Here is a 22,192-nt window from a genome sequence, read left to right on the forward strand (position 1 = left end):
ACATACCCCCAGAGGGGTACGGCCGATGACCTCCTCAGGAGGTTTCGGTGAGGCACCCGGCGCTCGTAGCGTCGCCTTCCGTCACCCGGCACGGGCGTGGCAGGCAGGCGTCCAGTTCGGACCGGAGCGCCACCGGCTCGCGCAGATCTCACCGCACCCGGCCGGATCAGCACAGGAGGGAACCTCATGACCAGAACGGCCGAATCTCTGGGCCGGGAGCAGAGGCTCAGCGTCTTCGAACGACTGGCCGTCTGGTCCGACCGACATCGCTGGCTGGCCCTGCTGTTGTGGGTGTTCGTCCTGATCGCTGTGACGGCCGGTTCGACCCTCGCCGGCAGCGACTTCCACAACGACTTCACCCTGCCCGGCGCCGAGTCGCAGAGAGCGCAGACCCTCCTCGCCGAGCGTGCCCCGACCAGGTCCGGGGCGACACTGGAGGTGGTCGTCCGTGATCCCGCCGGGGTCGACCGGCCGGGCATCCGTGACGAGGTCGAGGCCATGCTGGCCGAGGTGCGCGCTCTGCCGCACGTCGTCGAGGTGGTCAGTCCCTACCCACAGGGGGAGGCTCCACCGACGGCGATCTCCGTGGACGGCACCATCGCATACGCGTCGGTGGCACTCGACGTCCCGGCCGAGGAGGTTCCCGCCGCGGCGACTTCGAAGATCATCGAGACCGCGCGTGCCGTCGGCGGCGACGGCCTGACGGTCGAGGTCGGTGGCGATCCGGCCCGAGCCGCGGAGGAGGCCGAAGGCGGTGCCGCCGAGGGAGCTGGGCTGCTGGCCGCTCTGGTGGTCCTGGTGCTGCTCTTCGGCTCGCTGCTGGCGGCGAGCCTGCCGATCGTCATCGCGGTCTTCGCCGTCGGCACCGCGATCGGCCTGGTCGTGCTCGCCTCACATGTCGCCACGGTCGCCGACTTCACCACGCCATTGGTCATCCTGGTGGGTCTCGGGGTCGGCATCGACTACGCCCTGCTCGTGTTCTCCCGGTTCCGTGGTGAGCTGACCGCGGGCGCTGACCGGCGGACCGCGGCCCGCACCGCTCTCGACACGGCGGGGCGCACCGTCTTCTTCGCCGGGACCACGGTGATCATCGCCCTGCTCGGCCTGGTTCTGCTCGGGCTCGGGGCGCTGCAGGGTGTCGCGGTCGCGCTGGCGGTCACCGTGCTGGTCACCATGATCGCCGCGCTGGTGCTGCTGCCCGCGCTGCTGGGCCTGTTCGGCGCACGGCTGGAACGCACCATGACCCGACGAGCCGCGAAAGCAGCCGGCCGGGGGAAGGAACCGCGCGAGGAGGGCCGGCTCTGGCGTCGCTGGAGTGACACCGTGGCCCGTCATCCCTGGCCGGCGGTCCTTCTGCCGTTGATCGCACTGGGGGCGCTCTGCCTGCCGGTGCTCGACATGCGGCTCGGATTCGCCGACGCGGGGAACGACTCCGACAGCAAGACCAGCACTCGGGCGTACGAGTTGCTGGCCACCGGATTCGGGCCCGGTGTGAACGGGCCACTCGTCGTCGTGGTGGACGCCGGAGGCCGGCCGGCCGAGCTCGCTGCCGGTGCGGTCCGGAGCGCGCTGGCAGCCACCCCCGGCATCGCCGGCACGACGCCGCCGATCCCCGCCCCGAGCGGTGACGTCGCCACGGTCATCGCGTTCCCCGCCTCGGCCCCGCAGGACGAGGCGACCGAGAGGCTGGTGGCAGAGCTCCGCGACAGCGTGCTCGTGCCGGTGGCCCGGGACAACGACGTGACGGTGCTGATCGGTGGCCCCACGGCTGCTGTCATCGACGTCTCCGACGCGCTCGCCGAGCGGCTGCCGCTGTTCGTCGGCGTCGTGGTGGGGCTGTCGACGCTGCTGTTGTTCGTGCTCTTCCGGTCCCTGGTGATCCCGGTGAAGGCCGCGGTGCTCAACCTGCTCAGCGTGGGCGCGGCGATGGGTGTCGTCGTCCTGGTGTTCCAGCGCGGTGCCTTCGGTGTGCCGGCCGGGCCGATCGAGGCGTACATCCCGGTGATGATCTTCGCGATCGTGTTCGGGCTGTCGATGGACTACGAGGTGTTTCTGCTGGCCCGCATGCACGAGACGTGGGAGCGGACGCGAGATGCCGCCGGTGCCGTCCGGGAAGGACTGGCCACCACGGGCCGGGTGGTCACGGCGGCGGCAGCGATCATGGTGGTGGTGTTCGGAGCGTTCCTGCTCTCACCCGATCGGATGTTGCAGCAGTTCGGGCTGGGCCTGGCCGTGGCGGTCCTGGTCGACGCGGTGATCATCCGGTGCCTCCTGCTTCCGGCGGTGATGCACCTCTTCGGCCCCCGAGCCTGGTGGCTGCCCTCCGCCGTGGCCCGGCGCCTGCCCCGACTCGCTCTGGAGCACCCCCAGGTTCCGCCTCGTGAATCGCATGGGGCTACGACGTGATCCAAAGCGGTGGTTGCGGTGCGACCTGAAGTGGTGGTTGCGGTGCGACCTGAAGTGGTGGTTGCGGTGTGGCCCAAGGCGGTGGTTGCGGTGTGACCCGAAGCGGTGTTCGGCGGTATCTGGAGAAGGAGAAGCGCATGCGATAGCGATTGACGCCCTTTCGGTGCCTGCCACCCGCCGCCTGGACTTCGCCTCGCGTTCGCACGCCTTGCGAGACAAAGCCCGGGTGTGCGGAGCGGACGGCGGAGCCCTCGGTGCGGCGTGGTGAGGTGGTGGACAGGTTCTCGGAGAGGAGTTCGGTATGGAGACCAGAACCGCGGAATGGGTGGTGGCGGGACGCAGGCTCTCGGCCGTGGCAGGCAGTGTCGTCGGTAACCGGTACCGGGCCAACTTCGACGTTCTGCACCTTGACGACGAGATCCCGCTGGCGGTGGTGGCCGACGGAATGGGAGACGGGCCGGGCAGCACCGCCGCCGGGCGGACCGCGGTGGAGACCTTCGTCCGGGAGGCCAGCGGCGACACGCCCGCTGTCCTGCGGAACGCGGTGGCCGAGGTGCAGAAGGCCGTGCGCGAGGCCGGACGGCGGATCCCGGATCTGACCGGGTGCACATTGGCGGCGTTGGTCGCTGATAGCGGGCGAGGTATGACGACTACGGGCCGGGTGGTGGACGAGGCCGCGGCCTGGATCGTTCAGCTGGGCGATTCACGGGTCTACCGGATGCGAGCCGGCTGCTTCGAATTGCTCACCACCGACCACACCGCGGCCTGGCTGGGCGTCTTGAACGGCTGGTATGCGCCGGGGTCGCGGGAGGCTTACCGGGACCGGCATCGGCTGACCCGCTACGCGGGCCACCCGGCGATGCCGGAGCCCGATCTGCTCAACATCAGCCTGCGGCCGGAGGATCTCCTTCTGATCTGCACCGACGGGGTCTCCGACCAGGTGGACGACCGCGCGCTGGAGCAGTTGCTGACCGGAGAACCCGACCCGGCCGGGGCTGTCGAGCGGTTGCTGACGCTGACTCTTGACAAGGGGGGTGATGACAATGCCACCGCTGTGATCATCGCGGTGCGGTGACGGTGTGAGACGGGCCGACAGGTTTGCGGTCCGGTGATGGCACGAAGCGAACCCGGGTGGATCAGCGCTGCGGTGATGGTGCGAAGCGAACCGGTGCATCAGCGCTGCGGCGATCGTGTGAGGCGGGCCGGCGGGTCAGCGGTGGGGTGACGGCTTGAGGCGGCCGCTGGGTCAGCGGGTTGGTGATAGCCGGAGCCGGCGCAGGACGAGGAGTCCGCCGATGCCGGGGAGCAGGGACGACAGGCGAGTGATCGTGGAGGTCTGAGGATGACGCAGCGCGAGGATCACTACGACCAGGTAGGCACAGCCGTGGACCGGCCCGCCGAGCGACGTGATCGCCGGAAGGTGGACGGTGGCCAGGTTGGACAGCAGGGCCACCAGCGACAGCAACTCGACCCAGGCGGCGATGGGCAGGACCGGGTGAACGGCCGGGGCCGGTTCGTCGGTCGTGATCTGCGGACCGGTCACTGTCAGGCTCCCGTCGTCGAGCCGGGGCGGACGATCATCAGGACTGTCACGGTGGCCCAGAGGAGGTTGAAGACTCCGGTGACCATGCCGAGGCGGGGCGGGGGAAACGGCTTTCCGGACAGCACCCGCTGCTGTCCGGGGAGGATCACGAGGGCCAGGATCAGGGCGGCCGCGGCGGTCAACCCGATCGACGTGATCAGCCAGGCGTCGCCGAGGACGCCGAGGCTGCTCGCGGTTGCGAGGCCGAAGACCGGGACGGCCACGCCGACGAGGCTGTACACCCGGCAGATCCGGTGCAGAAGCCGCAAGGTGGTCTCGCGGGCCTCGGAACGGCGGGCCGCGGACGGAAACATGCTGGCCGCCACGGTCACCGGGCCGATGGCGATGACAGCGGCCAGAACATGAAGGGAGAGCAGGAGCTTTGTCACGCCGAAGGACGCTATCGGCGGGTTTCCAGCTGCGGAACTGGCTGGATTGCCCACCTGCAACGGAATCTGGCCACCTCTACTCGTAAGGTGTCGGCCATGCATGTGGTGGCGGTTCTCGCGCTGGACTCGGTGATCCCGTTCGACCTGGCCACGCCGATCGAGGTGTTCAGCCGGGTTCGGCTCGCGGACGGGAGCACACCGTACGAGGTGCGGATCTGCGCGGTGGCCGAGTCCGTCGACGCCGGGCTCTTCACGCTGCGGGCGCCATGGGGGCTGGACACTTTGCTCGACGCGGACACGATCATCCTGCCGGGGTGCTCCGATCCGGACGTACACGTACCGGCAAATGTCCTGGACCTTCTCCGTGACGCCGCGGCTGGCGGTGCCCGGATCGCCTCCATCTGTGCCGGCGCCTTCATCCTCGCCGAGAGCGGGCTGCTCGACGGGCTGCGGGCGACCACCCACTGGCTGGGCGCCAACGTGCTGGCGGAGCGGCATCCCCTGGTCACTGTCGATCCGAATGTGCTCTACGTCGACAACGGCCAGTTCCTCACCTCGGCCGGGGCTGCCGCCGGGCTGGACCTGTGTCTGCATCTGATCAGGCGCGACCACGGTTCGGCCGTTGCCGCCGACGCCGCCCGGCTGTCGGTGATGCCGTTGGAGCGCGAGGGCGGTCAGGCCCAGTTCATCGTGCCCGAGCTACCGCCGACCCCGCGTGGCGCCGGTCTCGAACCGCTGCTGTGCTGGATGCAGGAGAACACCGCCGTCGACCTCACTCTCGCTGATCTGGCCGCACAGGGCGGCATGAGTGTCCGCACGCTGAACCGCCGCTTCCGGGAACAGACCGGGACGACCCCGCTCCAGTGGCTGCTGCGGGCCCGGATCCGTCGTGCCCAGCACCTGCTCGAAGCCACCGACCAGCCGGTCGAGGCGATCGGGGGACAGGTCGGGTTCGGGTCGCCGACCGCGTTCCGCGAGCGCTTCCGGCGTGTGGTAGGTACCAGTCCGAACGCGTACCGCTCAACGTTCCGCGGTGATGGCGGTGATGGTGGTGATGGTGGTGATGGCAGTGTTGGCGTCCATGGCCGCGATGGCGGCGGTGACGTGATGACAGTGACGGCAGCGACGAATGACGACAGTGCATGGGAAGGATCCGGCAGATGAGTGTCCCGGTGATCGCGGGTTTCTATCCCGACCCGACGGTGTGCCGTGTCGGCGACGACTACTACCTGGCTTGTTCCAGTTTCGAGTACTCGCCCGGTGTGCCGCTCCTGCACAGCCGTGACCTGCGGCGATGGGAGCAGATCGGCAACATCCTCGGGCCGGTCACCGCTGCCGAGCCGTCACAGGGCGTCTACGCGCCGACGTTGCGGCACCACGACGGCCGGTTCTGGATGATCACCACCGATGTGGGCCGGCTGCGCGACGGTCACCTGATCACGCATGCCGAGCGGCCGGAGGGGCCGTGGAGCGAGCCCGTTTTCGTGGCCGGCACCTTCGGGATCGACCCCGACCTGGCCTGGGACGACGACGGCAACTGCTACCTCACCTACGCCAGCTTCCAGGAGGGCGGCGGCATCGTGCAGGTGCGCGTCGACCCGGAGAGCGGCAAGGCGCTCAGCGAGGTCTACCCGGTGTGGCGCGGCACCGGGCTGTCCAACACCGAGGCGCCACACCTCTACCAGGTGGACGGCCACTGGTACCTGGTGGTCGCCGAGGGTGGCACCGAGCGCGGCCACGCCGTAACGATCGCCCGGGGCCCGGCGCCGGAGGGTCCGTTCGAGCCGTGTCCGCACAACCCGATCCTGTCGCACCGCAGCACCGGGCACCCGGTGCAGAACACCGGACATGCCGACCTGGTCCAGGCCGCCGACGGATCGTGGTGGGCGGTCTACCTGGGCGTGCGGCCACACGGCTTCACACCGGGTTTCCACGTGAACGGTCGCGAGACCTTCCTGGCCGCGATCACCTGGGAGGACGGCTGGCCGGTCTTCCGCGACCCGGTTCCGCCGGTGGAGCCGGTCGATCACTCGTTCACCGACGATCTCACCGGTCCGCAGCTTCACCCACGGTGGGTGACACCCGGCGGAGGCCTCCACTGTGTACGGGTCCGCGACCAGCACTGGACGGCAACCACCACGATCGACCCCTCGGACGGGCCGTCCCGTCTGATGCTGAGGCTCGACGACCGGCACTGGTACGGCCTATTCGCCGACCCGGGCCGGATCCGAGCCGTGGCCCGGATCGGTGACCTGGAACAGGAGATCGGCTCGGTGGACGCCGCGGGAGGCGCGGTCACGCTGCGGATCTCCGCCGTCGAGCCGGCGCGGGCCGGCGCCATGAGTGTGACCGTGGGACCTGACGAGATCATCCTGGCGGCCGGTGACGCCGAGCTGGCCCGGCTGGACGGTCGCTACCTGTCCACCGAGGTGGCGGGCGGATTCACCGGACGTGTCGTCGGATTCGGTGGGACGCAGCCGGCCCTGTTCACCTACCAGACGCAATCCTGATCGGTCGGAGGACGGCATGGCTGATTTCACCGAGGTTCTGCGCGGACGGCGGATGGTCCGGAACTACCGGGAGGACCCGGTTCCGGAGGAGGTGATCGAGCGGATCGTCGCAGTGGTGCGGCGGGCGCCCAGCGCCGGATTCAGCCAGGGCCACCGGATCGTGGTCGTGACCGATCCGGTGAAGCGGGCCGAACTCGCGGCCGTCGCCGAACCCTGGTACCTGGAACACGGCCACGCGCCGTGGATCTCGCGGGCACCGGTGCAGATCGTGATCGGCGTCCGGGAGGCTTCCTATCACGAGCGGTACACCGAAGCCGACAAGATCGAATCCGGTGGCGGGGAGGAGATCCCGTGGCCGGTGCCGTTCTGGTGGTTCGACTCCGGAGCCCTGTTCACGCTGATCCAGCTCGCGGCGGCCAACGAAGGGCTGGCCAGTGGCCTGTACAGCCCGGCCTTCCCGGACGAGCTGGCCGCGCTCTCCGCTATCGCCGGCCTGGCTGATGACGTCGCCCTGACCGCTGTCGTCACGGTCGGCTATCCCGCCGACGAGCCCGCTGACCGGGCGGCCAAGCTCGCCAAACGGCGGAAACCGATCGACGACCTGGTCACCTGGCTGCGCTGAGCGCCGGCGGGAGGGCGACGGGTCGGCGCGTGGACAGTAACGGGAGACGTCTCCGGGGCTGAAGAGTCGCGGGGAGGCGTGTGCAGGATGGGAGGACTCGTTGTGGCTAGTCCATACGGTGAGTTATCTGGCCGGGAGGGGCGGTGATCAGAAAAGGTCGGCTGGCTCTTGCCGGGGCGGGGCTGCCGAGGGTGCTCGGCGGGCGGCGAGGTTGTTACCCGTACCGCAAGTGATTTGATCGGGGGTTTGATTCGGGTAGGTTGCGATCTCGTGGCAGATCCACTGCGATCAACCGATCCGCGGACCATCGGGCGATATCGGACGCTCAAGCGCCTGGGGCAGGGCGGGATGGGGTCTGTCTATCTGGCCGAGGATCCGCACGGGCGGCTGGTCGCGGTCAAGGTCATCCGGCCGGAGTTCGCGCATGAGCCCGAGTTCCGGGCCCGGTTCCGCAGCGAGGTCAACCGGGCTCGCGAGGTGCCGCCGTTCTGTACCGCCGAGGTGCTCGACGCCGACCCGGATCATGAGACGCCGTACCTGGTCGTCGAGTACGTCGACGGGCCCAGCCTCAGCGAGGTGGTCGCCGAGCAGGGACCGCTGACCGGCGGCAGCCTGCACGGTGTGGCTGTCGGAGTGGCGGCGGCGCTGGCCGCGATCCACGGCGCCGGCGTCATCCACCGCGACCTCAAACCACGGAACGTGCTGTTCGCCCTCGGTACGCCCAAAGTGATCGACTTCGGTATCGCCCGGCCACTGGAACCGACGAGCTTCCACACCCGCGCCGAGGAGGTCGTGGGCACCCTGGCGTACATGGCGCCGGAACGCCTCGACCCGGAGACGGACCGGCATCTCAGCCCTGGGGTTGATGTCTTCGCGTGGGGCGCGGTCGTCACCTATGCGGGAACCGGCCGGACGCCGTTCGGTGGGGACAGCCCGGCAGTCACCGCCGCCCGCATCCTCACCCAGCCGCCCCGTGTCCGCGATCTGCCGCCATACCTGGCCGAACTCGTCACCGCCGCCCTGGAGAAGGAGCCGGAGAACCGGCCGACCGCTCCCGAACTGCTCGACCGGCTCCTGGTCACCGGCGCCGGGCCGAGCGCTCCGCCACTGCCGCCCGACCTGCGCCGCTCGGCCGAGGCCGCCCAGCAGTCCGGCCGCTACCAGACCGGGCCCCGCAAACGCGCCGGTCGCCGGCGGCTCCTCGGCGTGGTCGCCGCGGTCACCGCCACCGCTGTCGGCGTCGCGGTCGGCGCCGGCATGCTGTTGCGGCCGGCCGGCGACGAGACGACGCCCTCGGCCGGCGGCGCCTCGACCACCACCGCCCCGATGACCCCCACGACCACCGGCTCGGGGGTCTTCGACTCGCTCACCAAGGACGGCCTCTACAACTCGCGGGACACCGACTTCGGCTCCTGCGCCTACCAGCGCGGTCTGCGGGCCACCGCGAAGAGCCCAGCGACCGACCCCGACTTCGGTGACCGGAACGAGATGCGGTGCACCGACTTCCTGGGCACCGTCTATCCACCGAACCAGACCGTCAGCGTCCGGGCGACCCTGGGCAGCGCCACGTCCTGCGCGGCGATCTGGTTCCGTGCCACCGGGACCGCCGAGAGCGAGGAGCGCGCCGACGCCTATCGGGTCACCGTCTGCCCGGACCACGTCACGCTGATCAGCGACACCGCCCGCATCGGCGAGACCACGATCGCCACCGAGGAACGACCCACCCCGAGCGGTACGGCCCACCTGCTCCAGCTGACCGTCGTCGATGACGAGGCTACCGTCACCATCGACGGCGACGCGGCCCTGCGCGCGCCACTCACCGAGAACAACCTGGTCAGCGGCCGTGTGATGTTCGGCTCGGTGGCGGTCTCGGAGAAACGGTCGGTGGTCACGTTCACCGATGCCGAGCTGCGATCCGGTGCCGATCCCGGGGTGCCTGCCACGCCCGGATTCCTGGCCGGGGACGACGCGTTCACCGCCCGCACCGACATGGTCTACAACGACGGCCGGGTCTCCGTCTTCGAGCAGGTCGAGATGCTCACCGGGGCCGAGTACTGCGACCGGTTCGGGCTGGCCGGCAACGCCCCGAAATGCGACGACGACTTCGTGCCGGTGCCCAGCGGGATCACGGTCAGTCTGCCGATCACCGCGAAGCCGAAGTACTTCGATTTCGAGGCCGACCCGAAGAAGTGCACCGATCCGCAGACCCGGGCGGCTACCTGCCAGGTGCCGTTCAGCGAGTACGCGGTCGTCTCCGACAGCGTCCGGGACTCGCTCGCGCACATCACCATCCGCGACGGCGAGGTGGTCTCGGTAGCCGCCCTGAACCTGGGTTGACCTGCGGCGACGAAAAATGTCGTACCCCGGCGATAGCGTTGTCCCCGATCGAGGAGAGCGTCACGGGGAGGCCGGGATGTACCGTCAGGGCGATGTGCTGATCATCGGAGTGCCGGAGAGCGACCTGCCCGCGTGCGCGCCGGTTCCCCGGGACCGCCGGGGCCGGATGGTGCTCGCACGCGGCGAGGCGACCGGCCATGCGCACGTCGTCGGCGGCCCAGGTCTGCGACTGCTGGCCGACCTCGACGACCCGGAGCGGATGTTCATCGACGTGCCCGAGCACGGCCGGGTCACCCACGAGGAGCACGGGCCCATCCCGCTGCCGGCCGGTCACTACCGGGTTGTCCGCCAGCGGGAGTATATTCCGGGCGCTTTCCGCCCGGTGGCGGACTGAGAGCCCACAGATCGAAGGCCTTCACCGGGCGTGATGCGGGCTGCCTCAAAGCAGGCTCGGCCGCGCATCGAAGGTCCGGGCCGCGGACCGGGTTCAACCGCGGCTGTGATGCCCGGCCGGGAGTTGAAGGCCCCAGTTCCGAACGGTAGAACCCTGGCACGGACGGCGGCTTGGGCGCGGTTGACGGCTTGGGCGTGGACTGCGGCCTAGACGCGGATGGCGGCTTGGGCGTGGACGGCGGCCTAGACGCGGATGACGGTCTGGGCGCACATGACGGCCCGGATGCGGACGGTGGCCGGATGTGAATGGAAGGCCCGGCCCCCGGTCTGACCGGAATGGAGGGTCCGAATGCGACTCGTAGACCCGAACGCGAACTTGTAGACCTGGACATGGACGGAGGGATCGACCGATGAGACTCACCCACGCCCAGGAGGCGATGGCCGCGGCCATCGAAGACCAGTGGCTGGCCGCCGCGGTGCGGACCGGACCGGCGGAGCGCGAGGTCGCGGAGATCGGGGTACGGGCGGCGTACTCGCTGGCCGGGCTGGAGCCACCCGCGCACGTCCTCTGGTTCGGCTCGCCGCGTGCCGGGGCGGCCGCCGTCGCGCTGATGACCGGGGCGCTGACGATCGGGCCCGACTCGCCGAGGTGGTGCGCCGAGGTGTACGACGAGTTGCGCCGGCAGGGTTGGGCACCGGAGTGGGACGCCGGGCGGTCGGTGCGCCGGCGGGTGCGGACCGAGCCGTGGGCCGCCGCCCGCAAGGCCAGCCTGGAGGCGCTCGGGCCGGACGGATGGGCTCAGCTCAGTGCCGCCGCCGGGCGCCGATCCTGGGGACTGGTGATGGACCTGATCGCCGGGCGGATGCGGGTGCGCCTCGGCGAGGATCTCGGGCCCGCGATGCGGACGGCTCTGCTCGATGCGATCTATGGGCAGCACGACGGCACGTGGCTGAGCACGTTCGAGGCGGCCGGCCGGCTGGCGCCACCAGCGGAACCGGCGGCTGGCCCGCCCGGGAATGCCGCCGGGCCGGCTGCGCTGGGGTCTGTTCCGGGGGACGCGCCGGGGTCCGGGGCGCTGGGTGGGTCTGTCGCGCCGGAGGTCGGGGCGGTGGGTGCGGTGAGCGGGCTTGCCACGCCGGAGTCCGGCGCGGTGGGTGCGGTGAGTGGGCCTGCCGTGGTGGAGACCGAGATGGTGGGTGCGGTGAGCGGGCCTGCGATGGCGGCGTCTGATGCGGTGGGAGTGATGAGTGGGCCGGCGGCTGGGCTGGCGGGGCTGGCGGAGGTGGCGCGGCATGCCGGCTGGTGGTGGGCGCATGAGCGGGTGGCTGTCCTGACCGAGCGGCCCGTGCTGCTGGAGCGGGACAACGTCGGCCGTATGCACCGGGGTGAGGGGCCGGCCATGGAGTTCCCGGACGGCTATGGGCTGTGGGCCTGGCGTGGCATGCCGATCCCCAGTGAGCTGGCCGCCGAGCTGCCGGTTCTGACTGTTGAGCGAATCCGTGCGGAAGGGAACGCGGAGATCCGGCGGGTGATGCTGGAACATTTCGGTTACGAGCGATATCTGCGGGAGGCCGGTGCCCGCAAGATGGGCTCCGACGAGACGGGCACGCTGTGGTGGCTCGATCTGCCCGGTGACGAGCCGCTGGTGATGGTGGAGGTGATCAACTCGACGCCGGAGCCGGACGGGACGTCGCGGATCTACTGGCTGCGGGTGCCACCGCGCACTCCGACAGCGCGGGCCGGGGTGGCGTGGACGTTCGGGCTGACCGAGGAGGAGTACCGGCCGCTGATCCAGACCTGACCGGACCAGAGGCCGGGCCAGAGGCCGGGCCAGAGGCCGGGCCAGAGGCCGGACCGGATGCCGAGGGCGGGGACCGGCCGAGGGTGGACCGGCCGAGCCCAGCGGTGATCGGGCTCCGGTCGGCTGCGGGGAGTCAGCGGCCCAGTGTCCGGAGGATGATCAGGACCACGACGGTGAGTACCGCGATCCCGGAGACGACCCACAAGCCGAGGACGCCGATGCGCCACCGGTGATAGACCTTCACCATTGTATTTCTCCTATGTCCGGAATGTGTGACTGCGGGCGCCTTGCCGCACGGCACGAGGAGGGCAGGGAGCAGGAGGAGGGACAAGGCAGCGAAAAGGGCGGGGAAAGGGCGGCGAGAAGGGGCGGTGACAAGGGCAGGGAAGGGCGGTGACAAAGGCAGGGAAGGGCGGTGACAAGGGGCGGTGACAAAGGCAGGGAAGGGCGGTGACAAGGGGCGGTGACAAAGGCAGGGAGGGGCGGCGACAAAGGGCGGGGACAAGGGCAAGGAAGGGCGGCGAAAGGGGCGGGGCAGGGAAAGGGGCAAGCGCCGGGGCCGGGGTGGGGAGGGTCACTGGACGCCCTCGCCGGCCAGTACGGACTCCATGAAGCGGACGACGCTGGTGTCGATCAGGTCGCCGGTTCGGATGGCGGCGGTCAGGACGAAGTCGACGGTGGCGAAGCTGTGGGTCATGGCCTGGACCATGTTCACCAGGTGCAGGTCGTCGCGCAGCCAGGTGCGGATCGACGGGTCGTCGCTGACGCCCGCCTGCTCCAGCTCGGCGCTGATCAGGTCGGCCTTGCTGACCGCTACCACCAGGCGGATGCGGCTCAGGTCCAGGTCCATCCGTTCGAAGGCGAGGATCGCGTTGGACAGGATGCTGCTGGGTTCCCGGTCGGAGCGGACATTGGCCAGCCCGGCACGGAGATCATCGTCCAGTGAGGCCCAGAAACGGTCGATGGCCAGGGGATCGAGGACGAAGACGAAGGTGCCGGCGGCCATCGCGTACCGGAGGCCGTCGATCCGGTCGCTGGTGTCGAAGATCTCGCCCGCCACGTCGAAGATCTTCAGGGTGCGGCGACGGCGGCCCCGGCCGCGGATCTGGAACACGAACGGCGGCCGCAGATCGACCGCGGTCTTCTGCGGTTTGCCGGTGTCGGCCAGGCGTTTGGACTGCTCGTCGAACCAGTCGCGGGTGTAGTCGTCACCGGGCTCGACGGGTACCCCGGTGCGGCCGAAACGTTCCTGCGCGGCGTGCGCGAGCAACACCATGAGCTGGGTTTTCCCGGCGTTGCTGGCACCGAAGACGGGCAGCACGATCTCCCGGGCCTTGCCGGATTCGGCGGGCAGTGGCTCGTTGCACTTGGGGCAGTACCCGGCCATCCGGTGGCTGCCGAGCATGAGCAGTGTCGGCATGGTGCCGCCGCACGCGCAGGTACGGGCGACCACCCCGTACCGGCCGGGCCGCACGTCCCGGTGCATGGCCCCGCAGTTGCGGCACTTGTACGACGGGTACGGCACCCGCCCGTAGTCGTTGGGGTTGGAGCAGGTGATCCGGATGCCGCGGAGTTGCAGGAGCCCGGTGTCGATCAGGCGTAGCAGGTAGATCAGCCCGACGCAGAGCAGCACGATGGTGCCGACCACCACGCCCTGGACCAGGGTGACGGCGAGCAGGGTCAGGGTGGACAGGGCGAACCCGAGACCGAGAGCGATCAGGTACGCCACCCCGAACGGCCAGTTGCTGGTGGCGGTGCGGTCCTCCGGCTGGAACCTGGCCTTGGCCCGTTTCTCGAACTGCGTGTGCAGGCTCTTGCGCTGGTACCGCCAGGCCAGCACCCCGATCTGCCGGACGTCACGCCACAGCTGGCCGAACAGGTACTGCGTGTAGGCGGGTTCGCGCCCACCGTCGGGTTTCTTCGGGATCGACGGCAGCGCGGCGGGTTCGGCGGCCCGGCCGATGCCGAGCCCGGAGGCGAGGCTGCGACCGTACTCAATCAGTGATGTGGTGGTGTAGAAGAGGGTGAAAGCGGCGGCGATCAGGGGCGCGAAGACGACCGACGCACCGAGCCGGAGCGCCTTCTCCCCGGTCATCTCGTCGCCGACCGGTGTGGACGTGGTCATTTCTTCCCGCCTCTCTTCTCGCCGGAGGATCCGGTCAGCACGCGGAGGACCCGGCGGACGGTGCTGGCTCCGGCCCCGTCCGCCCAGGCGGCCAGTTCGGCGGCGGCAGCGGTTCCGGACTTCTGCCGGCCGAGCAGTTTCTCCAGTTGCTGGAGGTCGCGGCGCCGCCATCGTTTGAGCGCGGGAAGCACCGCCCCGTCGATCTCCCGGAGGGTGTCGCGGGCTTCCGGCTCGGTCCGCCCGCTCAGGTCGTACCGCATCATCCAGAGGTGTCTGGCGGCGGTCAGGTCGGTGTCGCGTGCGGCGGTGGCGGCGAGTTCGGTGATCAGGCGGCGGCGGAAGCCGGGCAGTTCCACGGCGAGTTCGGTGAGCCGGTGGATCGTCAGGCTGGAGTGCCTGCGCAGCAGCCCCTCCTCGACGTACCGCTGCCAGGTGGGTGTGCCGTTGCCGTCGATGCGTTCGCACAGCTGGTCGAGGACCTTGCGGAAGCCGGCGGTGCGAGGCGCCTCGATCAGGTCGAGGACCACCCGGTCGGCGGCGAGCAGGTCGCGGATCCGGTTGCGGGCCGCCACCGGCAGTTCCGGCAGGACCGCCGATCTGCCGAGGGTGCGGCACAGGCGCCGATGCCGGCCGACCTCATCGGGATCACCGTCCGGCGCGCCCGCGGAGGAGGTGTCGTCGCGCAGGACGGTGTCGCCGAGCCGCCGTAGCACCCCGGGTTCGGTGGCGTCCTCGTCGGTCAGGCCTTCCACCAGGTCGATGGCCTGTTCGCAGTTCCATTCAGCGATCGGCAGCAGGAGTTCGACCAGGGTGTCGTCGATGGCCGGCTGGTGGCCGCGGGCGCGCCGCCGGGCCGCGACGGTGCCGAGCGCCCCGGCCGGCGACCGCTGCCCGGCCCGTACGCCGGCGACGGTCACCGCCTCGTCGAGCGCCGGACACGCGTCCTGTTCGCCGTCGTCGAGGTCGAGGTCGCCGATGACGGTGATCCGGTCGGCGACGGCGGCCAGGTCGCGCCGGGCGGCGGTGTCGAGGTGTTCGACGGCCCCCTGCCGGACGGGCAGCCAGGCGCGCATCACGTCGAGCGGGCCGTCGTGGTCGCCGGTCAGCAACTCCGGCCCGATGGTCGCCAGGCCGGCCCGTTTCAGCGCGACGTTGTCGAGCCGCAGCCCGGACCGGTGGGCCCAGCGCAGGTAGGCGATCAGGTCCCCGGCGGGAAGGGCGGGCAGCCGCCGGCTGAGTTCGCCGGCCGCGACCCGCTTACCGGCTTCGGTGCCCAGCCGCAGGCCGTCCGGTGGCCGGGCCATTCCGGCCGTCATCACCTCGGCGAGTGCCACCTCGGCCTGTGCGGTCAGTTCCGGCACGTCTCGGTCCCCGGCGGTGGCGGCGAGCCGGCGCAGGCTGTCGACGGCGACGTCCGCGCCGAGTTCGTCCGCGGTGAGTCGCAGTGAGGCCGCGGTGGCGTCACCGACCGCCGCGAACAGTGCGGTCTCCAGCACCGATCCTCGCTCGTCGAGCCACGCGACCAGCGGCAGCGGGGCCAGATTCAGCCGGTCCGGCCCGGCCGGCCATCCGACGGTGGCCGCGACCACGATCGGATACAGCTCGTCGAAGCTTCGTTCGGTGCCGGTGGCGTACCGGCCGGCGCGTTCCCACAATTCGGCCGCCGCGATCGGGCCGACGTCGGCCAGCAGCCGGGCCAGCGGATGGACGGCGATCTCGCTGGCCCGGTCGGCGGCGAGGTCGAACAGGTGGTAGCCGGCGAATCCGGCCTCGCCGCGTTCGATGTCCACCTCGGGCAGTGCCCCGACCACCGCGGTCCGGCCGTACCGGGGCTGGCGGCTGTAGGTCATGAACGACATCCGCCGCGCCATCGGCGGTGGCAGGAGATAGGACAGGGCCCCGATCCAGTACGCGACGGTGTCCGAGTCGGCGGCGATCACCACGAGTTTGCGTTCGCCCTGGTCGATCGCGGACTCGGCGGCGGTCAGCATGGCGGCCAGGTGATGGTCGTCGCCGCTGCCGGCCAGGAAGTCGGCGACCAGGTCGGGGCTGATCGGCCCGGCCGGTGGGGCCTGGCCCAGTTCGGGCAGGACGGTGTCGTCGACCGGCCGGGTGACCCAGGCGGGGGAGCGCCACAGCTCGATCGGCAGCCGCCCGCCGAGATCGTGGCCGGGGTCCGCGGTGACCAGCGCGTGAGCGAAGTAGTTGCCGGACCGGCCGGAGTAGTCCTCGCCGACGAACGCCACGCTGGCCAGCACCGTCGTCTCGCCGGGGAGGTGGCACAGGTTGACCGGGTAGCGGCCGGGGTCGGTGCCGGTGCCCATCGAGTGCGGCGGCTCGTACGCGGTGAGGCTCTCCACGTCGCGTTGCACGTCGATCGGGACGCCGTCGGTGACCGCGTTGAATTGGAAGCCCGGAAAACCTTTTATGCCGGTACGGCAGGAAGTGTAGTAGAGCTGCCCGAGTCCCACGTCAGCCTCTCTTCTTCGGAATGGCGCCGAACTCGCTCATCAGCCAGAGGAACGGGTCGGCCACCCGGATCGGCTGGATGCCGTGGTGGGAGACCCGGCGCGGCCCGTCGTCGCCGGCCCCGCCGACCGGGTTGTTGCCGAGCGCGGAGAGCCCGAACAGCCGGTACTTCTCGAAGTGCACGCCGAGGGTCTCGCTCAGCCCGCCGCCCTGCCACTTGTGCAGCAGCTGTTCCACGTGCCGGTGCACGGCGAGACTGTCCGCCTCGTCGAAACAGGCGTCGCCGGGTGGCTCGGCCAGGATCGGGCTGTCCTCCGGCAGGGTGCCCAGCAGGGTGTCCATCTTGGAGAACGCGACCGCGATCGGCTTCTTGATCTTGCCGCGCCGGGACGCGCCGGACATCCGTTCCAGCAGGCCGACCACCCGGCCGAGCACGTGTTCCGGCCGGTCACCGGCGTCGGCCCGGACGGGCAGCTCGGTGTCGTCGCCGACCAGCGGCCGGGCGCCGCGCATCTGCAGCGGATCGAGCAGCAGGATGATGCCGTCCGCGCTGGCCAGGTAGCGGGTGTTGAGTTCCACGCTGTCGGAGTGGGTCAGGTCCTCACCGGCGGTGTCGAAGAACGACAGCACGCTGCGGTCGACCCGGGTCCGGCCGAGCCGCCTGCGGTCGATGGCGAAGCTGAACACCAGCGGCTGGCGCAGCCTCCCCGCCGAGGCCGAGCGGGTGACGTCGGGCAGGCTGCCCTGCTCGTACAGGGAACTCTCGTAGTCCTTCTCGTACCGCAGACGGGTGTCGTCGTCGGCGCCGAGCACGGCCACCCCGAACTGGCGGCTGATCCGGTGCATCATCTCGTGCAGCAGGACGGTGATGAAGATGGTCTTGCCGGACTCCTTCGCGCCGATCAGCGCGATCATCCGGGAGTCCACCTTGCCGAAGTAGTTCGGCAGCGCCGAGTGGCAGTTCGGGCAGAGCCGGATGAAGGTGACCAGGTCACAGTGCGGGCAGGTGGCGTTGAGTTTGCGGCCGTCCGCCTCGAAGGCCGGGAACCGCAGCTGGCCGTCACCCATCACGTCCCGGGCGTTGCGGTCCACCTTGGGTTTGCACACCTTGCCGGTGACGGACACCCGGCCGGCACACCGGAACTCGATCTTCCGCTCGGCGAACCGGTCGTAGCAGTAGGGGCAGTACAACGTCGTGGCCATCGAGGGCTCCTCCAGCGTTTCACATGGGACCGAAGACGAGGCCGTCGCCGGCGTCGTTCTCCGGGAAGCAGGCGAGGGCGGGCAGCGGGCCGACCCGGCGGCTGGAGCCGACCGGGCGTACCACCGGGGTCCCCGGCGAGATCCGGCAGCCGGGGATCCGGGCGATCACCTCGCCGGACCGCCGGTCCCCGCGGACCACGGTGACCGGCGGCACCTCGCAGGACGTGTCGCTGGTCAGCACCAGCACGGTGTTCCGGCCGAGGACCCCGGACCGGTCGAACCGGTAGCGCACATGTGGGCGCCGGGCGGCCAGACTCCGGGTCGCCGGGGCGGACAGCACCCGGCCGTCGTCGTCCCGGGCCAGGGTCCGCACCGCGATCTCGACCGCCCCGGTGCCGGCGTCGACACTGAAGCCGCCGTCGTCCACGAACTCCCGGCGCAGGCACTCCCGCTCACCCCGGCCGTCCTCGCCCTGCCAGGACACCAGCACGGCGCTCGCCTCGTCCGGCCAGATCCAGCTGAGCCGGATCCGGGTGCCGAGGCGCTGGGCGCGCAGGTCGGTGACCGGGTTGGCGATCGCGTACCGCACCCGGTTGCCGGCCACCGCGTGCCGCGGGCCGACGCTGAACACGGTGAAGTGGGCCGCGCCGTCCCGGGCCGGGATCCGCATCGCCGCCCGTCCGCCCGGCCGCCGGGTCAGCGCGCCGGTCTGCCGCCGCCCGTACGAGCGCACCGACTCCAGCGACACCGGCTCGCCGGGCGCCCAGGCCGGCTCACCGGAGGCCTGACGGATCTCGGCCACCCCGGCCGGCGGATCGGTCCAGGTCAGTTCGACCAGAGGCGGATTGCTGTTCGGTACGGGTTCGACCATCAGATCGGTGACCGCCACCGGGTCGTCCTGCGGCCGGATCGACGCGACCACTCCGGGGGTGGTCAGCCGCCCGCCGTCCGGAGCCCGGTAGACGGCCCGGACCCGGTACTCGTACAGCACTCCGGAGCGCAGCCCGTCATCGGTGAAACCGTCCTGGCCGCCGGGCAGCGGGGTGACCGGCCGGGGCTCGCCGTCGTCACCGGTGCGCTGGATCTCCACACCGATCGCCTCGGGGGAGACGGTCCACGAGCCGCTGACACTGGTCGCGGTGGCGTCCAGCCGCAGGTCGCCGACCTCGGGCAGGATCGTCACCGGCGGCGCGGGGACACCGGCCGACCAGGCGCTGCCCCGGCCGGCGAAGACCGTGTAGCAGCCGGGTACGCCGATCAGCGGCTGCCCGTCGACGGCCGAGGTGGTGTCGGTCTCGCCGAGCCCGCCGTGCGCGTCCGGGGAGACGGCCGGGATGTCCGCGGCCCGGACGACGCGGTACCGGACGGTGCCGGTGCGGGCCGGGCTGTGCCGCCAGTTCACCACCACCCGGTCGCCGTCGGCCGTCGCGGTCACCCCGTCCGGCGGGGGCGGCGCGATCCGGTCCAGCCGGGCCCGTACGTCGTCGTCGTTCTTCTTCGCCAGGACCCGCCCGAGCAGGATCGCCTCCTGTTCGGTGTCGCCGGCGGTGTTCGCCCGGCCGGCTTCCGCGAGCAGACCGGCCACCTCGGCCAGCGCGGCGTCCAGCCGTTCCCGGGTGGCCGCCCGGACCGTGGTGTCCGGGGAACCGGCCAGCTCGGCGGCACCGTGCAGGTCACCGGCCCGGATCAGCTCCTCGACCAGCTCGCTGTCGTCGGCCGGTCCGGCCGCCTCGCCGTCGCCGGTGCCGGTGGGCAGCGAGACCACCAGCTCCCACGCCTCGGCGTTGTCCAGGCCCAGATCGGTGGCGGTGTCGATGACCGCGTTGACCGGCAGCCCGGCCGCCGTCTCCCGGCGCAGGATGGTGGCGATCTCCCAGATCAGCAGTTCCTCCAGCTTGCCGGGGGTCTCCAGGGCCAGCTGCAGCAGGGTGATCACGTTGGTCGCCGCGGTCTTGCGTTTGTCCAGCGCCCGGGTGGCCATCCCGTCGCGGGCCCCGGCCAGGGTCTCCGCCCCGATCACCTTGCCGTCGTGGGTGCGGAAGCCGTCCTTGAGAGTGAACCCCTGGCGCAGCCCGTCGGTGCCGAGAATGAGTTCGACGGAGAGCCGGATGTCGAGCAGGGTCAGCAGCTCGGCCAGTTTGCGGGCGGTCGGCAACGGCGGACCGGACGGGATCCGCCACGGCGGGTCGACCACCCGGATGCCCTGTTTGCGCAGCGCATCCCGGACCTCGCGCTCCTCGACCACCCCGCCGCCGTCCTCGACCAGCCGCCGCACCGTGTCGAGGGTGACGCAGGACAGGGTCTTCGCGATCGAGGTGACCCGCTGGGTCAGCCTGGCCCGGGCGGCCGTCTCGGCCTGCTCACGCTGCTTGCGGAACGCCGCCGCGGTCAGCTCGCCCCGGCGCTCCAGCTCGGTGTGCGCGGCGATCAGTGCGGCGACCAGCTTCTTGTAGACCTGGTTGTTGCCCGCCGACAGTCGGTTCCAGTAGCCGCTGACCTCGGTGACCCGCTTCTCGAAGGCGCTGTCCGAGCCGAGGTCCGAGCGGTCCAGGGCGTACCGGACGAGCAGGTCGGCGGGCGGCGTGTGGCCGGCCTTGCGGGCCGGTTCGAGGACCGCCTGCTTGTACGCGCTGGGGTCGAACGCCATCGGGTCAGTTCCCGACCTGGTACTGCGCGACGGAGATCCGGGCCTGCGCCACCTCGGCCTCGCTGAGCCCGTCCACCTGCAGCTCGACGACGACGTCCTTGCCGGTGGTCAGTTCCACCGCCCGGACCCGGAGCGCGCCGGTCTCACCCATCTCGAACAGCACGTCGATCGGGGAACCCTTGGGCAGCGGCGGCAGCCCGGAGATCAGCCCGCTGCCGATCGTCCGGTTCGCGTCCGGGCGGGCCGACTCGACCTCGCCGGCCTGCTCGCAGACCGACAGCTCGATCCGCGTCTGGTTGGGCTGCGCGGTGTAGTACTGCCGGACCGGCGGGGTGGCCGGCAGCGGGTCGTTGGCCTTGAGGATGTGATCGACGACGATCCCGTCCGCGTCCGCCTCGGCGTGCCCGGGGCTCTGCACCTCGACGCCGAACGCGCGCGGCACGACACTGGTGACCCGCTTGGCGGCCAGGGTGGCGACCTGCTCGGTGGAGATGCCGAGCTGGTCGGCGACCGTGCTCAGCTGGGTGGCGCCGCCGTCCTCCTCGGCCGGCAGGGCGATCTTCACCGACTCGATCAGCGCGAACTGCGCGGCGCCCTTGGCGACCGCCGACTCCGGCTCGTGCAGGCGCGGCTCGAACCCGAACCGCTGCCGCAGCCCGGCCGCCACGGCCGGCATCCGGCTCGATCCGCCGACCAGCAGCACCTCGTCGAACGACGTGACCCCCTTCCCGGCGGCCACCTCGATCGTCCGCTGTGTCATCGCGAAGGTGCGTTCCAGCAGGTCGGCGGTCATCCGCTCGAAGTCGTCACGGGTCAGCTCGACGCGCAGCGCGGCCCGGTCGAAGCTCATGCTGTGCTTCTTGGACTCGCTGCGGCTCAGCGCCCGTTTGAGGTCCTCGGCCTCGGTGGCCAGCAGCTGCAGGAACTGCTCGCTGGTCTCGGCCTCCGAGCCGGGATGCTCGGCCATGAACCGTTCGAGCAGCCAGTTCGCCAGCTGCGCGTCCCAGTCGGCGCCACCCAGCTCGTGATCGCCGGCGGTGCACACGACGCTGATGTCGTGACCCCGCATCTGGATCACCGTGGTGTCGAAGGTCCCGCCACCCAGGTCGTACACCAGGATGGTCCGGTCGCCCTCGAAGGTCAGCGCCTCGTAGTGCAGGGCCGCGGCGACCGGCTCGGGCACCAGGTTCAGCACGTTCAGCCCGGCGATCTGCCCGGCGTTGCGGGTGGCCTCCCGCTCCCGCACCCCGAAGTAGGCGGGAACCGTGATGACGACGTCCGTCACCGTCTCGCCGGTGGACTCCTCGGCGGCCCGGACCAGCTCTTTCAGAATCAGCGCGGAGATCGATTCCGGAGTGTGCGCGACATCGTGGAAACGCAGTTCGACACCGGGCTGCCCGATACTGCGTTTGATCAACGAGACCACCAGTTCGGGACTGATCTTCGCCACGTTCTTGGCCTGTTTCCCGACGATCACATTCGTGGCCGACTCGAAGAAGACCACCGACGGGGTGCTGTCGTCACCATCGGCGTTCTTGCTGATCACCGGCCCGCGCCGGCCGTCGACGTGGGCGATGCACGAATAGGTGGTGCCGAGATCGATCCCGAACGTCGTCATGTCCGAAGGTCCCATCCTCGCGGCGAAACTGTCCTCGCCGGATGCTGACGGACAGGAATCGGCGGCGGTGTACCGTCACTCGCGATTTC

15 protein-coding genes are annotated in these 22,192 nt (G+C 70.8%); 8 read left to right on the forward strand and 7 right to left on the reverse strand.

The features are described 5' to 3' along the window. The first annotated feature begins 186 nt into the window (after nt 1–186). Both ACQ0O7_RS29015 and ACQ0O7_RS29020 read left to right on the forward strand, forming a co-directional pair. Nucleotides 187–2,406 (forward strand): MMPL family transporter, encoded by a 2,220-nt coding sequence (locus ACQ0O7_RS29015; protein ID WP_430786400.1) that lies wholly within the window; start codon nt 187–189, stop codon nt 2,404–2,406. Between the two features lie 301 nt (nt 2,407–2,707). After that, the gene (locus ACQ0O7_RS29020; RefSeq protein WP_430786402.1) at nt 2,708–3,481 is read left to right on the forward strand and encodes a PP2C family protein-serine/threonine phosphatase; all 774 of its coding nucleotides are present in this window, start codon (nt 2,708–2,710) and stop codon (nt 3,479–3,481) included. A gap of 171 nt (nt 3,482–3,652) precedes the next feature. Here the strand turns inward: ACQ0O7_RS29020 and ACQ0O7_RS29025 are convergent, their stop codons facing one another. Together ACQ0O7_RS29025 and ACQ0O7_RS29030 are read right to left on the reverse strand one after the other, a co-directional pair. After that, on the reverse strand, nt 3,653–3,949 hold the full coding sequence (locus ACQ0O7_RS29025) for a DUF3817 domain-containing protein (RefSeq protein ID WP_430786404.1): 297 nt from the start codon (nt 3,947–3,949) through the stop codon (nt 3,653–3,655). A 2-nt stretch (nt 3,950–3,951) separates the two neighbouring features. Next, nucleotides 3,952–4,377: a hypothetical protein gene (locus ACQ0O7_RS29030; protein ID WP_430786406.1), complete on the reverse strand. Its 426-nt coding sequence runs from the start codon at nt 4,375–4,377 to the stop codon at nt 3,952–3,954. A 96-nt stretch (nt 4,378–4,473) separates the two neighbouring features. Here ACQ0O7_RS29030 and ACQ0O7_RS29035 point away from each other — a divergent pair, with 96 nt between their 5' ends. The 6 genes from ACQ0O7_RS29035 to ACQ0O7_RS29060 all read left to right on the forward strand — a co-directional run bounded on the left by ACQ0O7_RS29035 (nt 4,474) and on the right by ACQ0O7_RS29060 (nt 12,041). After that, nucleotides 4,474–5,541 (forward strand): GlxA family transcriptional regulator, encoded by a 1,068-nt coding sequence (locus tag ACQ0O7_RS29035; protein WP_430786707.1) that lies wholly within the window; start codon nt 4,474–4,476, stop codon nt 5,539–5,541. Continuing rightward, nucleotides 5,538–6,887: a family 43 glycosylhydrolase gene (locus ACQ0O7_RS29040; RefSeq protein WP_430786408.1), complete on the forward strand. Its 1,350-nt coding sequence runs from the start codon at nt 5,538–5,540 to the stop codon at nt 6,885–6,887. The genes ACQ0O7_RS29035 and ACQ0O7_RS29040 overlap by 4 nt, the downstream gene beginning before the upstream one ends. Nucleotides 6,888–6,903: 16 nt before the next feature. Beyond that, nucleotides 6,904–7,509 (forward strand): nitroreductase family protein, encoded by a 606-nt coding sequence (locus ACQ0O7_RS29045; protein WP_430786410.1) that lies wholly within the window; start codon nt 6,904–6,906, stop codon nt 7,507–7,509. 270 nt (nt 7,510–7,779) lie between these two features. Next, on the forward strand, nt 7,780–9,846 hold the full coding sequence (locus tag ACQ0O7_RS29050; protein ID WP_430786413.1) for a serine/threonine protein kinase: 2,067 nt from the start codon (nt 7,780–7,782) through the stop codon (nt 9,844–9,846). A 76-nt stretch (nt 9,847–9,922) separates the two neighbouring features. Beyond that, entirely contained in the window at nt 9,923–10,240 is a 318-nt protein-coding gene (locus tag ACQ0O7_RS29055) for a hypothetical protein (protein WP_430786415.1), read from the forward strand. A 409-nt stretch (nt 10,241–10,649) separates the two neighbouring features. Beyond that, entirely contained in the window at nt 10,650–12,041 is a 1,392-nt protein-coding gene (locus tag ACQ0O7_RS29060) for a DUF6745 domain-containing protein (protein ID WP_430786417.1), read from the forward strand. 574 nt (nt 12,042–12,615) lie between these two features. On the opposite strand, the gene ACQ0O7_RS29065 is transcribed toward ACQ0O7_RS29060, so the two are convergent. The 5 genes from ACQ0O7_RS29065 to ACQ0O7_RS29085 are packed head-to-tail and all read right to left on the reverse strand — an operon-like array spanning nt 12,616 to nt 22,103. After that, nucleotides 12,616–14,166, reverse strand: coding sequence for a TRAFAC clade GTPase domain-containing protein (locus tag ACQ0O7_RS29065; RefSeq protein ID WP_430786419.1), 1,551 nt, complete (start codon nt 14,164–14,166; stop codon nt 12,616–12,618). Then, nucleotides 14,163–16,637, reverse strand: coding sequence for a GTPase-associated protein 1-related protein (locus ACQ0O7_RS29070; protein WP_430786421.1), 2,475 nt, complete (start codon nt 16,635–16,637; stop codon nt 14,163–14,165). Before ACQ0O7_RS29070 ends, ACQ0O7_RS29065 begins: the two co-directional genes overlap by 4 nt. 1 nt (nt 16,638) lies before the next feature. Next, a complete protein-coding gene (locus ACQ0O7_RS29075) occupies nt 16,639–17,838 on the reverse strand; it encodes a TRAFAC clade GTPase domain-containing protein (RefSeq protein ID WP_430786423.1) in 1,200 nt (399 codons plus the stop codon). A gap of 19 nt (nt 17,839–17,857) precedes the next feature. After that, on the reverse strand, nt 17,858–20,485 hold the full coding sequence (locus ACQ0O7_RS29080; RefSeq protein WP_430786425.1) for a hypothetical protein: 2,628 nt from the start codon (nt 20,483–20,485) through the stop codon (nt 17,858–17,860). Nucleotides 20,486–20,489: 4 nt separating this feature from the next. Continuing rightward, a complete protein-coding gene (locus tag ACQ0O7_RS29085) occupies nt 20,490–22,103 on the reverse strand; it encodes an Hsp70 family protein (RefSeq protein ID WP_430786427.1) in 1,614 nt (537 codons plus the stop codon). Nucleotides 22,104–22,192 lie beyond the last annotated feature (89 nt).

This window comes from Actinoplanes sp. G11-F43, assembly GCF_050589265.1.
In the GTDB taxonomy this organism is placed as follows: domain Bacteria; phylum Actinomycetota; class Actinomycetes; order Mycobacteriales; family Micromonosporaceae; genus Actinoplanes.